Here is a 16438-nt window from a genome sequence, read left to right as displayed (position 1 = left end):
AGAGCAACACAATGGCAACACTGCCCTGGATTGATTTCACCGCCCACAACGCACGCACACAGGAAAATGTTCGCGCGTTTTCGGTCAACCACCCCCAAGCGGGCCGCCTGGTCGTCATCAAGGGTGTCGAGCCCTCCTATGAAGCGTCGCTGCAGGCGATTGGATTCACACTGACCCGCGACGGCAGTTTTGTTATTCAGGCCTCAAACCTGAATATGCGCCAGCTCCAATCCCAAGTGTTTCCCGGGTTGCAGATGCGCCAAGTGGATTTCGCGCAGATCGATATGACCGAGCAGTTCTTAAACCCCCAACCGATTGTCGCGCCGGCGGAGCGCAACCCCGGCATGGAGTATCTGCTGAACAACCAACAGGCTACCGAGACTGAGGGATTGAATCGCTACGCCGGCCCCATGCCCTCGGCCGTGGCGGTCAGTCTGTGGGACTACCTGGACAACAACGCGCAGGCCGCCAAACAACCGAACGGGCAAATTCACTACCGCGGCGCGTACCGCGATCAGGCGTTCATTGTGCAGCGCCGCCAGCGTCTTTTAAGCGATGTCGAGCGGGTGATTTTCCACGGCGCGCCCAGCGTCGAGCTGCTGCCGGATCTGCAGACCTCCAGCCAAGCGCCGGAGCTGTTTCGGCTCTCGGATATTGTTTCGGCCGAACTGCAGGCCGTCGAGGGTTTTTATGGCGCGGCGGTCAATGGCAATAAGCCCGCTGTTTTCGTTCCCGATCATCGATTGGGTACCGCGCTTGCCCAGCGCTCGATCAACGATGCCGAAGCGCTTGAAGGGCAACTGCTGAGCGCGCAGTTCCCAACCACCAGCACGCTGGCGCTGGCGGATGCGCCGTACGATACCGGTCTGTCCGTGCGCCATTTAACGGAGATTATGGGCGGTGATGAAACCAACGCCTTGTTGATCGATCTGCCTCGTAGCGGTTGGATCACCCTACCCGAGTCCGAGAACAACCCGGCCTCCTCGCCCAACGCGCGAATCAATGCGTCCGTGCTGTCCGAGCTGCCTGGGTTAATGGTTAGCGCTGAGAACCGAGGCTTTACGGCCGTGGCGTACTACCGGGAAGAGCCTCTGAGCGCCGAGCTGCCCGCCTCGACGTACGTCTCCAGCGATTCGGTGGCGCTTTACGTGCGCGCCCTGCCCCGTACAGAGGTTCAGATTCAGCGCCAGGTCGCCCTGGTGAACCAAAACCGTGTCCCCGATGGTTACACGATCGAGTACGGCCAAGGTCAACGCGAGGGGACCATTCGCCTGGTGTTTGATCAAACCGGTGAAGCGGTCAGTGAAAACGGCAACGTCTGGTTTAACTCGCTGGAGCAAGCCGTTGCCGCTTTGTCTCTGCCGCACAACCAGCCTTTCCAAGCGCCGAACGAAGAAGAGATTAACGCGGCTCTGGATGAAGCCTTCGCTTCTGAGCCCAGCAGCTCCGAAATTCCCGCCGAAGCACCCGAAACCACACCAGCTGTAACTGATCCCGCGCTGGATCCGGAGCGTGTTCGTAGGATGGCGCAAGGCGCCAACCAGCGCGAAGAGCGAGAGCGCCAACAGCGCGAAGAGTGGCACAAAGATTCTGAGCAGCGTCTCGAAGCCATAGAAGCTCGCCAGCCCACCTGGCAAGACTTCGAAGGCGTTCAGGTCATGCGTATTGGCGAGGAGCCTTTCGTTGCCGTGCCAGCGACGGGCCGAGTGAACTCGCGTCGTTTCGATATCATCGACATTCGCGATCGCACCGAGCCGGTAACACAGCTTAAAAAATCCGAAGTCTCTGGCTGGCTTTACCAAGCGGGCGCCGATTTTGCCGAAGGCGAAACGACTAGCGCACCTACGGCGAGCCTGACAGCCGAAAGCGCGACCCAGGATATCGAACGCCACCTGCAGACCGTGCGCTTACACGCCGAGACCGCCATTGTAAAAACCCCCGAAGATCGCGCCGCGTACCTGAGCGAGCACCGGGGCCAGATGATTCAGGCTCTGCAGGAGATTCGTCACCTCAGTACCGCCTTGCGCGAGATGGGCGAATCCCCCGATGCACTTCTCAATGGGCGTATTCCGGATCTGGTGGTGCTGGAGGATCCCGTACTGACAGAAGTCATGGACACGGTGCTGGATGAGGACGTGTCTTTGGAGCTGGATACGCTCTCGGCCGATCAGGCCAACCGGGCGGCTCTGGAGGCGACCGAAGATAAACCCGACGCCATCAGCGCACCGGCCACCGAAAGTGTTCTCGGTGAAGACGCGCTGATTGAGCTTAGCCAAAGCGCGGCCTATGACGAGGCTGGTATCAGCTTGGAGACTTCCGCCGGCGGCAAGGGCCTGGATGTCTACTACACGCGCGGCGGCACAAACCTTGTCGGGCACGCGCAACGGTTCCAGCGCAGCTCGATCATCACGGGCATTCTGACTCACCGGGCACACCCGACCGACCCAACCCCGACGCTTATCCAACAATACCGCGAGCGCGACGATCTGCCTTTGGCGCTTCGCCAGGTGATCGATGAGGCCTACGCCGGGCGCATTGACGATGTTATCCAGCTGCTGGGCAAAGCCGGCTACAGCAATATCAACGAAGCCACCGATGGCCAGGGCATAGCCATTACCGTCAACACCCAAACAGGATCCGCCGGCACTGACAAGCTGCTCACCGGTGTCGAATGGGTTGTGGGCGAGACCACTTTTTTCGATGACTTGGAGCTCACCGTTGACGAGCTGGCCGAAAGTATTCGCGATACCGCCGCTGCGATGGAGCAAGCCCAGGCTGATACCGCGCTTGAGGGTGAGGAGAACGCCGTTTTCGACAGCACCTGGCCCAAAAACCCAGAGTCGTACAGCATTGAGCACTTCGACGGCATTGAGCCGGCACAAGAAGCGCTTCTGCGCGGCGATATCATCGACGTGTATGGCGAGGAAGTGTATGTGCGCCCCTCCTCCTTCGGCTGGGTGATTAAGACTCGCAGCGAAGGGGCAACGGTCACCAAAGGGGGCGATCCCCGCGGTGGTGGTCACTCTCGTTCCGAGGCGGTAGAAAGCGCTTCTGAAATGTGGCAATACCTACCCCACTTTCGCAACGCACCGGCGGCCGAAACCGTCGTTGAAACTGAAACCGAAGCGGAAACAGAACAGGCCGAACAAGCCGAATCGACCAATCCGCCGGAAGCCTCCGTTAGCGCGACTGAAAACCGCCTGATTGCCCAGGCGAACGAACAGGTGCCGGTGTTCGCCTTAGCCACGGAGGCGATCGATCTCGCCCAGGCTTCATTGGACAGCCTGGTGAAGCCGACAAACGCCGATCAGGGCACGCTCGATGCGTACCACGCTCGTAAGAACCAATGGCTCGATACCATTGAAGTTTTCGAGAGCACCTTAATCTCGGGCATTGATCCGTTTGAGATGATCGATCGTGGCGATCTGCCAGGTAAAATCCGTACACGATTTGAAGAACGCTTCGCTGAGCTGAGCCCGGAGCAAATGGGCGAGCATGCCCTGCAAGCGCGCCGGGAAATCGTCGAGCGGCTGCGCAGCCAGCCTGTGAGCGATGACGCCGATGCTGTGGCTGAGGCTAAGGCGGAGGCCACAAGCCTTAACGAGCGCGAGACCGACGGCTTCATTCCCTTTGGCAGCATCCGCTCGGCAAGAAACCACATTGAAAACAACGCGCTGCAGGACTCCCATCAAGCGCTGGAAACCGATGAGGGTGCCGTGGTTCGTCCACGGATTCACCCAGGGTTTGATATCAACAGCCCCGCTGAGCTTCCGGGGGACGTTAACTGCAAGTCCCGGAAGGAAGCAGCTCAAGTGCTGGCCACTGAGCCAGAACGCTACAGCCACCTGGTTAAAAGGGGTAGCCAGTGGCTGGTGCGCCAGCACAATACCGGTGTTTTGCTCGTCAGAGACTCGCAAGCAAAGGCTCACCTGTACGATGTCTGGACAACGCCAGAGGGTCTGGTGGTGTCAGGATATCCTGGTGTAACGGATCGTCACGGACCCCCAGAGGTAAAGGTTGAGCGTGAGGACATCCGTTCGCTGATTGAGGCGATGCAAGAAGCTCCGCAGCTTGAACACGAACTTGTTCAAGCGCACCAAGCGCAACAGCAAGAAAACATTGCTCAGCGCACCGACGAACTGGCACAACAACAGCAACAATACGCTGAGCAGGAACAAGCGCTGGGCGGCATCAGGCTACAGGAGCTAGGCGCACTGGATCTGGAAAGCACCAAGCGGCGCTTCCAGCGTTTAAAGAAAGCGGGCGAAGACACACGCCCCGTAGAGCGCACGTTGCGCGCCCTACGCCAGAGTATTTTTGAGGCCGAAGAGGCCATGGTTGCCGCCTTTGAGCAGCGCGACCCCAGCGTGTTCGAGCCGTACAAAGAGCTGTTCCCCCTGGCGGCGAAACGCTTGGCGGATATGCCCGGCGTTGACGAAAAAGCGCCGAGCAACCACGACGAAGCGCAAACCGAGGACGCCCAAGCGGGCGAAGCTCCCGCTTCGGTACCGGCGGCCGAGAACACCGACGAGCCGGAATCCGATGAATTGCCCGTGATGGTTGACGGTATCAATGGTCGTGAAATCGATCTTACGCCCGCGCAACTTGGCACGCTAAAAGAAAGTCTCGCGCTGGCGCAAACCGACGCTATGCAAGGAAAACAGCTGACGTTCTTCCGTATGACGGGCGACAGCTTTTATGTGGGGGTGCGAAGAGAAAACGGCAAGCCGATCAGTGTGACCGAAGTTGAACCGAGCGGTCGCCCGCGTCGTTCCGATCCGGGCTATCTCTTGTTTGGTTTCGATGATCAGCGCCAGGAGCTGATTACACGCGAGCAATTCAATCGTCGGGTGCAAGAGGGTCTGGTACCCGCGCCTTCCGAGGAACCCGAACCGGTAGCTGAGCTGGTCGGTGAAGAAAACGAGACGACCGTCTCCGAGGCTGAGCCGTCCAACGTCGCGCCCGCCCCACTGCCGCCGATGGACGATCTGTTCAGCGCTCCGGCCGCCGAGCCGGCCGCTGAGCCCCAGAACGAACAACCGGCCACTGCTGGCAATACGTTAGTCATTGAGCCCGGCGCGAACGAGAAACAATTTATCGTCTCCGGTAGCGCGCTGGTACAGCCCGGTATCAGAGAGGAGCTGGAAGCGCGCGGCGGACGTTATGTGAAAAAATACGCGGGCTACCGGTTCAATGCCAAAGAGGAAAACTCGGTTCGCTGGTGGCTCAAAGAAAAAATGGAAAACGCTCAGTTGCAACTGGACGAGCGAATCCGCACGCCCTTTGAGCTGAGCGAAGGCGCCAGACTTCCTAGCGGCAAGGTAATCAAGAAGCTGGAGTTCAGCTCTGTACTTGGTACAGTTCGGCTCGAATACGGTGCTCTTAATGATGGAAGCGACATTATAAGAATAGACACCGACATCTCGGGTTTGGAGCTTGCCGAGAAAGTCACTGTTACCAATGCCGAGCAGCTGGAGCGCGAACTCTCCCTGGCGCTTCAGACCGAGCAGTCTGAGCCAACCATCGAACCGGTGGCCACTGTAGAGCCCGTCACCCCCAGTGAGGAGCCCCAAGAGTCCGAGCGTGACGCGCCGGCGTTGCGCGTCATAGCAGGCGATCAAGCCCCCGCTGAGCTGGTCAATGACGCGGCCGGTGAAGCGCCGCGCGAGCACCAAGAGCGCATGCGCACCTTGCGCGGTAAGGCTGTGAGCCCGTTGGGTAAAAACACCGACGGGGTAAGCATCTACGCCGATAAGGACGGGTTGCGCTACAGCCTGGATTCATCCGGGAATCTGCGCGAAGAGACGGCCGTACTCGGGGCAAACGCCCAGGCACTGCCACCGCAAGAGCGAGACGAGCACTTCATGTTGGCGAGCGAACTTGTCAACGACGCCTCTCAGGCAGGCGATAACATCGTGCCGTTGTTCGCAAGCGAGGAACCCGAAGCCGAACCGATCAGCGACGAGGTGCGCGAGCAGGCCTCCAACATATTGCAGCAAATCGGCTACGACAGAGAATTCGCGAAAATGCACCTTCAGGCTTACGTTGCCGTGAAGGACTACGCCGCCGAGCATCCGCAGGAGGATTTAAGCAAGGACTTTACCTTCCGTCGGTTGCAGCAAGAGCTGAACAAAGTTGAACACACCATGGCCGGGCACATGCGGGCGGCCGGCTATCAGCCAAAGCCCCAGGTGTTCGAGTACTTTCGCAACCGACTCGACGAGATGCACGAAAAAGTCTCCTCCGCGGTGGAGGCGATCGTTGAGGTGGCCACGGTTAAGTCCATCAGCGAGCTTCCCGGGCTGACCAGCAGCGATGTGAAACACATCACTCGCGAACAGGCCCAAGCCCTGGCGCCGTCGTGGCTGTACGAGCGACTGAAAAAAATGCCGCAGCCGTACCGCTCACTCATGATTGCCAAAGCGTACGGGGATGAGACCGAAATTGAGGCGATGCTGGAAGTGGTCGATAGTCAAGATGAAGAGGCCCGCGAGGTATTTTCAGAACACTTCGAGCAGAAGTACGCCAAGCATCGGGCACTGGTAGAGCTGCCCGATCGTATTCGGGAGCTGTCTGAATTCATCGAGACCACTCGCGACGATAATTCGCCAATCCCGCGCACAATTGCCGAAAAAGAAGTGAGAGAGCTACGCGCCCGTTTGGCTCAAGCGCAGTTCGATGTCGATGCCGTGCCGATAGATGATGAAGACAAGACCACGTACCGCTCGCACTATTCGTCGGAGGATGCCGCGCAGGCGGCCGCTGAACGCCACGGCATGTCGGTCGAGGCGGCCTACCTCTTCAACGAGCGTGTCTCCGAAGCCATATCCCTGGATGCACGTCGGGCGTACATGGCCACTGAGGAAGTCGCCGTCGGGCAGGATATGCCCGATGCGCTTCGAGCACTGCCCGGCGTATCCGACGACTTGGTGGTGCAGACCAGCATAGAAACCGGACGCAGCAGTCACCGAATCCCTTGGGGAGCGGGCCACGTCACAGTGGGCTTTCCAACGCGCAACGAAGATCGCGAGGGGTACTCCGTTTATTTCAGCTACACGTCCGGACATCGCGATTACGACGTTAATGAGCTACAAGAGTACGCCACCCTGCCCAGCGCCGAGACTCTGGCCCGGGATACGGCTGCGCTGCTCATGCGCTACCAAGTTGCCTCAATCGACATCAACAAAGCCCCAGAATTTGGCGCTAAACGTGATTCATTGGCCGAGGGGGACACCTATTCTCTTACCGAGTGCGCCAAGCGGGTACGCACAGACCTCAAAGAGGCGATCAATGCCGGGGTGCTGCCCAAAGGTCTGAAAGTCAGCGTCAGCAAAGCGAACAACCTGAGCCCGCAAATTACCGCCGTGCCCGAGGGTTTTCCGATCATCAACCCCGACTACGTGGCGTACATTGCCGAAAATCCACACGATCATTTCAATCAGCCGAGCCGATACACTCACGAGGCCATGGCCCTGGTGGAAGCTGTAAAGCGCTACACGAACGCTTACAACTCCGATAAATCCGATATCATGGTGGATATTCACAACCGTTTGTACAGCGGCCACATAAGCATCAGTTATGACCTCACCCAGCAAGCCCAGGCAGAGATCCAGGCGGCGCAAATCCCTGAGTCTCTTGAGCTAAAAAACCGCGTATACCCACTGTTAGCACCCGATGTATTCAAAGACCTGCACCGATTGCACGACATGGGCTTTGTGTATCTGGAGGGGCGCGAAACACCCCTGACGCTCGATCCGCAAGATCCCAGCGAAAACGGCAACGGCTTTTCCGATCACTTGGGTCGTGGCGTTGACGTTGAAGGGCTTGACCCGATGTTTGTCCTGGCCGTCAATCGCCTTCGTGGCGCCTACCAGCAACTAGGGAAGCCCTTCTATCGAGCCGAAATTGAAGCGGCCGAACAACCAGAGGAAGAATCACCAGTTACGGCAAGCGAGGCTGAAGACAACGATTTGTCGTTGGTCCGCGAGGCGATTGAAGCGCTCGAAATCACTGAGAGCATCGAGGCTCGACATTCAGCACAGTTCGAATTAGCGCCTAAGTTTTCCAGCCTGCCGGCACTTGAGCTGCGGATTGATCCAGGTATCGCCACGGTGGTGAACGGACCCACACCCATAGCCACTATCGACACAGATGCCCCGGGCTGGGATGTGCTCTCACTGACCGATGATGCCCGCACTTTACTGCGCGCCGTCGCCGATGACCGTTACAGCGTTCGTAGCAAGCAACGGCGCACGATTGAAACCACCACCGACGGGCAACAAATACAAGCGCAATATCCCGAGGCGGTGCAGGCGCAGCGCATCCACGATGAGCTGTTCCAGGCGGTGGTCAGTGCCAACATGGATCCGACACCTATCCCGAGCGTCACCACCTTTGGGGCGCATTTTGTCGGCGCCAAGCGGGGTGAGGACGGTCTGTGGGACGCGGTACTGGCTACCAGTACCGTCGCGGGTGACCATAAGGGTGTCATCATCGAAGGTTCTGGCTTTGCCAGTTACGAGCAAGCCCTGGCCGGTGTGGCCAAGCGCTATGAAGATCACGCCAAGCACGCCTACCGCCACAATCAGGCGCCCGGCATGTGCGATGCAATCAGTGTGTTGACCTACCTGGAGAAACACATTGAGGAGAATGACGGTCAGTACCAGGCGCAGCTGCTGGACGATCAGTTGCGCGCGATCGCCCGCAAAGGCGGTGTTGCCCTGATACGCCATTATGAACAACTGGTGACCGAGCAGGGCGCCACCCCCAGTGACAGCGATATCCTCAGTCGTCGCACCATCACCTTAATTCCCGCGAGCGAGCGCAACGACTCTACCCAGATCGAGCTGGCGCAGCTGGCCAGCGGGCACTACGTCTTCGGTGCCGATATCGCCCTGCCCGACGGTAAGCGGATCAGTCTGCCGACTTCGGCCGAGAACGAGCTGTACACCGGCCCCGAAAAGGCCGCAGGGGCCTTTCTTACCACCATCAATGATCTAGCTCCATCGATGCTGGATGCGTGCGCCGAAGCGTTGTACAACCAGGTGCCCATTGCCGCGACCGCCGACCACGAGATGCCCGACATCGATCAGTCTAAGGCGTCGAAGCTCGCCGCTGAGTTGACCGAGCGCATTGAGCAGTTGAATGAACAGATCCGCCAGGGCGATTTTCAGGATCCTGCTATCCAGGAATTGGTGGGGATGCGCGACGGCCTGGAGGTCCAACGGGAAGGTTGTTACGCGGTAGAAATACACGCCTTTCTCAGAAACCACCCCGCAGCAACCCTTGAGCTGGCGCCCCAACACATTGCCCAGTCGGTGAGCCAATACCAGCTGGTGCGCCGGGCGTACAACGAGCAGCGCATCGTAGAGGAGCAAGACGGTTCACTGGACAGCCAGCAGCTTCGCCAGCAATGGCTCGAAGCGACGTCCATGGACAGCACTCACGAAGTGACGGCCAAAGGCATTGCGCCACGCGCGGACCTGGCCCTGCCCGAGAACATTGGCGAGCTTCAGGTAATCGAGCGCTACCGCAACAGCGGCTCTGAACCGATTTACCTGATCGATACCGGCGATCTGGATGCGAACCTCGCCCAAGTGCTGGTAAACGCGGCGCGCCTGAGCGGCGGTTTGGAAGTAGACCGGGAGCTGATCTTTAGCGACCTAGACTCGCTGGAAAAATTCGTGGAGCAAAACGCGCTCGAATACCGCATCCAAACCGAAACACTCGACGAGCCGCAGTACAACACTCAGGTGGCCAATGCCAACCTTGAGCCCTGGCAGATTCAGGAGCTGCACACCGCCGGGTACATACAGACTGAGCAGGCCCATGCCTGGGTGATACTGGCCGAAGACGATGTTTCGGTTCGCGTAGAGTTCTACCGCGGCGTCGATGGCACGACGGTCGATGCACAGGTGAAGTTTGCCGGCCCTAATTTCCGACGCGAGGCGTTCCTCTCCGCCCTTCCCGCGCAAATCACCGCCGCCGAGATCACCGATAAGCTCAATGCCGAGCTGCTACCGGCCACCAAAGGCAAAGTGATTGCGCCGGCTCTGGCACCGACCATTTCCACCATCAGTGGAGAAAAAGCCTGTGCCATGGTGCTCGCCGCTGGCATGAACATCGAGCAACGCAGCGACCCGAATATGTGGGTGATTTCCGGCGACACCTTCGCGCGTCGCCACACCCTGTACAACCTCGGCGGTAAGTACTACAGCCCCGAGCGCGGAAAAGCCATCTGGGTTTTCCGGGAAAATCCTGTGCTGCGTTTGGGTGCTGCTCTGGCTGGGCAAGTAACCAGCCAAGAGGCCGTGCAGACTCAGGAAAATGGGTATATACTGCGAGTGGGAACCAATGGGAATGATAATCATTTCGTAACGCGTGCATATCCAGAGGCATTAGGTCCGGACGCCGCGTTGATTGTCACCAGCAGCTCTTCGCTGTCTCAAGCTCGTACCGGTACCCTGACACCGATCCTGGAGCCGGAGCGACTAGATAAACTGTTTGCACAAGCCAATGCGCAACGTGAACAGGCCGTAGAACACCGTGGCGATGCAGAGGCCGCCCCCCAAGCCCCTGCCCAAGAGAACAACACTGTTAACCAAGCGGCGACCGATACGCCCAAGGAGACAAGCAATGCACAAACGAATGATCGACCTGCCGATCGAACCGCAGGGATTCCAGCAGCTGGAAATGCTGCAGGTGCTGGTCAACGCCAACCCCGAATGGACTCAGGCGCAGGAGCCGATGTTCCTGCAGATGTGGCTGGTCAAGGCCGAGGAGCTGATCGAGCAGGCAGCCGACCGAGCGGACGCCCGGTTTCGGGACAGCAAGAGCGCACCGTTGACGATCATGGATCACCAGCAGCTGCAGACACTGTGCCGCGAAGCGCGCAACGAGACGATGGCCGAACTCTCCGAGACGCCGAGCCTCGTGAACTGTTTGATTTCCGAGGATCCCAGCCAGACGGTCAATTAGACGATAACGCCCGGGGCGAGTACACACTCGCCGCCCTGGATACGCTGTTAACACTGCGAGAGCACAAACGCTCCCCGACCCCCGAAGAACGCCAAGCATTGGCCCGTTTTGTGGGCCTTGGGGCGAAGCAGTTCAACGGAAAAAATGATGGTGTATTTGTCGGCCGCTGGAACAATCGCTACGAATCTTTGAACGATCGCATTGCCGGGTGCATGAAGCGTTTTCTCGACTCTGAGCGTAATTCACTGCAATCGACCGTTTTGACCGCGTTTTACACGCCCGCCGACATTCGTCAGTTTATGTGGCAAGGCCTTGAGCGGTTGGGGGTGAATGACCAGCTCAAGCGTCTCGATCTGGTTGAGCCGGCCGCCGGTACCGGGCACTTTCTGGGCGATGCGCCGGATTTTGTGCGCAACGGCGCGCGGATACAGGCCATCGAGATCGATCCGGTTACCGCCGAAATCGCCCAGCACCTTTATCCCGAAGCGCAAATCATCAACAAACCGTTCCAGGATGTACAGTTCCCGGCCAACAGCAAGGATGTGTTCATAGGTAACCCGCCCTACTCCGATGTGCGCACGTACAACCCCGCCTCGGGCAAGCGCGAGGTCATCCATGATCTGTTTTTGCGCGAATCCATAAAAGCCACCCGCCCCGGTGGCATCGTCGCCTTCGTAACCAGCAGCGGCACCATGGATAAAGCCAACGACGAGATGCGGGCATATGTGGCCTCCCACGCCGACCTGGTTCATGCGGTGCGCTTGCCCACCAGTGCTTTTAACGAAGCCGGCACTGAGGTGATGACCGACATCCTGTTCTTTCGCAAGCGCCTGCCCCAGGAGCGGCCCCAGGCGAAAAACTGGGTCAACACCACCAGTCGCGAATTCACCCTGAAGGATGAGACCGTTGAGCTACCCGTAAACCAATACTTTGTGGATAACCCACAAAATGTGATCGGTGAACTCAAGGCGGTCTCCGGGCGTTTCGGGCCTAGTTTGAGCTGCAGCTACAACGGCGATTTATCACGGGCGCTGAGCGACCAGCTCTCGAATCTACCCGAAGGCGTATTTAACCCACAACGCAGCCTCACCGCCCGGGTCGATGCGGGCATTGCCACCGACACCGCTGAGGAAGTCGGCGAAGAGCTGATGGAACAACACCGTATCGGCAGCTGGTATCTCGATGACAGTGATGAGGTACGGCTGATCCAATACGATGGCTCGCAAGCGAAGTACTTCAGCGAGGCCGTTAAGCTCAACTCGAAGCAAGCGGTCATCGCCAAGGACTACATCGGTCTTCGTGATCTGGCGAAGTCACTGGTCGAGGCGGAATCGGCACCCGAAGGGCGCGTTCCGGATGATGAACTGGTGCGACTGCGCGAGCAGGTCAATGAGAGCTACGACCGCTTCGTCCAGGCGCACGGGCCGGTGAACCGTAAAGTCACTCTGCGCCTACTACAGGCCGATCCGGATGCGTACTTTGTCGCCGCATTGGAGAACTACGACAAGGAACTCGACCAGGCCGAGAAGGCGGATATTCTCAAGCATCGCGTTATTCGTCCTGAGATCACCGCCGCCATCCTCACTCCCGAAGATGCGCTGTACGCGTCAATGAGCACGTACGGGCATGTTGATCCGGAATTTGTTGAGCAAGCACTGAGTCGTCCTTGGGACGAAGTCGAAGCTGAGCTGGGCGAGGCAATATTCCTCGACCCAGAAAGCGGCAAGTACACCACCCCATCGGTTTATCTGTCCGGGGACGTGATACACAAGCGTGAAGTGGCCGAGCGAGCGCTGATCGACAATCCCGCGCTTGAGCGGAACATCGAAGCACTAAAAGCCGCGCAGCCGAAAACCATTCCGGTCACGGACATCCATGTAAAACTGGGGGCTACATGGCTACCAGAAGATTTGGTGCAGGACTTTGCCCGCACCTTGGTCAATGCCAAGGCATACCCTCACAACGAACGATTGACGGTTAACTTCAACGATCTGCTCAAAGAATGGCAAGTGAAAGCGACCGATGCGCTGCGCCGAGATCGCTCCACTGAATTTACCATTGAGCACGGCACTGAAGATGTACCGTTCCACAAGCTGCTGCTGCACTCATTGACCCAGACCCGCCCCCGGGTGTACGTCGAGGATATCGATGGCAACCGTGTCGTATCACAGGAGCGTACCCAACAAGCCTGTGACAAGCAGGTCGAGCTCGAAGAGCGTTTCCGTTCCTGGGTACTGGAAGACAACACCCGTGCCCGCAAGATTCAGGATGCCTACAACTACCGACTGAATCGGTTCGTTCGACCCGAACCCGACGGTCGTTACCTGACCTTCCCCGGTGTGACCGAGGAGCTAAAAGGCCGTCCGTTTGCGTTTGATAGTCACCAGTTGGGGGTGATTGAGCGGGCGCTGACCTCTCCCTACGGTACGTTGCTTGCGCATGAGGCCGGTGGTGGTAAGACAATTTCCACCACCGCCATTGCGATCAAACACAAGCAGTTGGGCCTGGCAAAAAAACCCATGATCGCCGTTCCTAACCACATGCTGGTGCAGTACACCAAAGAGGCTCTGGATCTGTATCCCAACGCCCGGATTCTGACGGTGACGCCCGATGATCTAACCAAACAAGGGCGGGCGCTGTTTGCACAAAAATGCCGCCTCAACGACTGGGATCTGGTGATCTGTACTCATAGTCAGTACCAACGCATGTCGATGCCGCCGGAGTACGTCCAGCGCGACATCGACCGTCAGTTGGACGAGCTGGAAACCATGCTGATTGAATCCGATGATCGCATTACCACCAAGGAGCTGGAACGCAAGAAGAAAACCCTCAACGAGAAGTTAAAGGAGATCAATGCGAAGATTGAAGCGGGCAGCGATGATGTGGATTTCACCGAATTAGGTGTTGATTTTGTCGGTTACGACGAGGGTCATTACCTCAAGAACATGGATCTTCCTACCAAGAACCGTGGACTGCCCGGCATCAATTCCCGCGATGCGGTACGTTCCCGTGACTCGCTGATGAAATTCGACTGGATCCGCGAGACTCGTGGCGACGGCAAAGGGGTGTTGCTCGCCACCGGCACCCCCCTTAGCAACACCGTGGGTGAAATCATGGTGATGATGCGCTACCTGGCTCCCGAGCTACTGGAGCGAGCTGGTATCCACAATCTTGACCAGTTCATTGCCAACTACGGGCACATTCAAACTCACCTTGAGCTTACGGCCGACGGTAGCAGCTACCAAACCAAAGAGCGGCTAAGTGGGTTCCGAAATATTCCGGAGCTTATGCGGCTTTTCACCCAGGTCGCTGACATCAAAATGGGCGATCAGCTCAATATAAAGCGCCCCAACGAAAACCGGGTAACACACGTTACCGAGCTAACACCACAGCAGCAGCTCTTCATGGATTGGCTTGGCCACCGAGCCAGAGGGATTAAGAACAAGGTTGTCAAACCTACCGAAGACAACATGCTGAATATTTACACAGACCTTCGCAAAAGTGGCGTGGATATGCGCCTGATCCACCACAAGCTCGACGATCACCCCAAGTCCAAGATTAACGAACTTGTGGAGACCTTTTATCAGCGCTGGAAAGACGGAAGCGATAACCTCGATACACAACTTGTCTTTTTGGACTTCCTACGACAAAGCACAAAAGTGAAAACAGGGACCACCCCCGACGGTCGTCCAAAGTTCAAAACGGTGGAGAACCTTCACCTTTATAAGGATATCAAGAACAAACTCGTAGCCAAGGGTGTTCCCGCCAAGGAAATTGCGTTTATTCACGATGCAAAGACTGACGAGGATAAAGAGCAACTGTTTGAGCGTATGCGCAGTGGCAAGGTACGCCTTACGTTAGCCTCTACAGAGAAAATGGGTGTGGGGACGAATGTCCAAACTCGCCTCAAGGATCTATACCACGTCTCTCTGCCGATGCGCTCGACCGACATGGAGCAGCGCAACAAACGGGCAGTTCGCCAGGGCAATACCCACGATGAGGTCAATCTCCACTTCCCGGTGACCCGTGGATCTGGTGACTTAGTTTCGCTGCAGATGCTCGATCGTAAAGAGAAAATGGTACGCCAGGTCATGGAGTGTGACTTTGAGAACATGCTACGCAGCTTCGATGACGACTGTGACCCGTCCTACGAAGAGCTGATGGCGTTGACCACGAACAATCCGATCATTAAGGAGAAAATCGAAACCGATACGCGTGTCGAGGAGCTGCAACGCAAGCGACGCGGCCACGAACATTCGACCTTCAACGCCCGGTCCAAGCTGGCGCATCTGGAACACAGTGAAATGGTGTATCTGCACGAACAGTTGGAGGGCGTCGAAATTCTGAAAGCCACCGTCGGCGATGTACCGGAGGAGTTCGAAATGACCATCAACGGCGAAACGCTGACCAAGTACGCTCACGTAGGGGCCGAAACACATAGGGCTTGGAACAGAATGAGCGCGTATCAGAACGAGAAGGAACTGGGGGATTTTCACGGCTTGCCGATCAAGTTAATCACTGACAAAGACTATGGGGCCTTCCTTGTGGCGGAGACTCCCGGTAAAGACAAAAACATAGCAGTCAGGGTCACCGAAAGCCTATCTGGGTTCCCCAAGAATTTGGTGGAGAAAATCAAGGAACGCTGCGCCTCGGCCGATCTGTTCCAGGAGCGCATTGATAGCGTGAACCAACAAATCGATCACCTCAAACAGTTGTCGGAGGCGCCTTACCCACACCAGGAGGAATTGGACAAACTGCTCGTACGGCAGAAAGAGCTGAACACGGAGTTTTCTAAATGGGAATCAGAGAACAAGCCAGAGGTTAAGCAGGAAGGATGGATGCACCCGTTCGAGATTTTGCTGAAAAAGCTCAACGGTGAAGATGTCTCACAAGAGGAGTCCATGGGTGCGCTCAACTATGAGCAGATCCAGGAAGCGTTGGCGGCTGAGCATGAAGATGAGCCTAATCAGGAGAAAGAGGATCAGGGACCGAATCTGACGTTGGTGTAGGAGACTCGCCTAGCGGCTCTTGGGGCGACCCAAGAGCCAGGCGTATATCGATGAACTCTCTATCGGGAGGCAGTAAAGACGTGATCACTCTACGGAGCCCGTGTCCGGGGTTTGATTCCTTCGACACGCTGACAAGCCCCAAGGTTTCCAGTGTATCCAGACCAGTCTCTGTAGGCTTTTGGCTGAGCCCGAACGCGTCCATAAGCTCGGCGACGGTGAGCGATCGCCTCTGGTGTATTAGAGCAAGCATGGCGAGACGATTGGGGTTTAACAGCTGTCGGACGGTTTTGATATCCGTCTTTGAAAATACAGGGAGCACCACCCGATTGGTAGTGCTGCAGTACCCCAAAATATCCATATGGAAGCATTCACGCATTCAGCTTTACCTTTTGTGGTAAAGCTGGTTGATTAATTTGACGCCATCTTATACAATCATAAAAAAAAATGCCACC

2 protein-coding genes are annotated in these 16438 nt (G+C 57.4%); one reads left to right on the top strand and one right to left on the bottom strand.

Going from position 1 to position 16438, the window contains the following annotated elements; genetic code table 11:
* Window positions 1-11: 11 nt before the first annotated feature.
* Window positions 12-15986 carry an N-6 DNA methylase gene (locus tag RBH33_RS12545; protein WP_306732548.1) on the top strand — a complete coding sequence of 5325 codons (15975 nt, stop codon included), beginning with the start codon at window positions 12-14 and terminating at the stop codon, window positions 15984-15986.
* Here the strand turns inward: RBH33_RS12545 and RBH33_RS17770 are convergent.
* Window positions 15940-16344 (bottom strand): winged helix-turn-helix domain-containing protein, encoded by a 405-nt coding sequence (locus RBH33_RS17770; RefSeq protein WP_373568266.1) that lies wholly within the window; start codon window positions 16342-16344, stop codon window positions 15940-15942. The two genes, RBH33_RS12545 and RBH33_RS17770, sit on opposite strands and share 47 nt — an antisense overlap.
* Between the last annotated feature and the right edge of the window lie 94 nt (window positions 16345-16438).

Source organism: Marinimicrobium hydrolyticum, from assembly GCF_030848505.1.
Classification (GTDB): Bacteria; Pseudomonadota; Gammaproteobacteria; order Pseudomonadales; family Cellvibrionaceae; genus JAVDDU01.
This window is presented reverse-complemented; position numbering and strand designations above follow the sequence as displayed.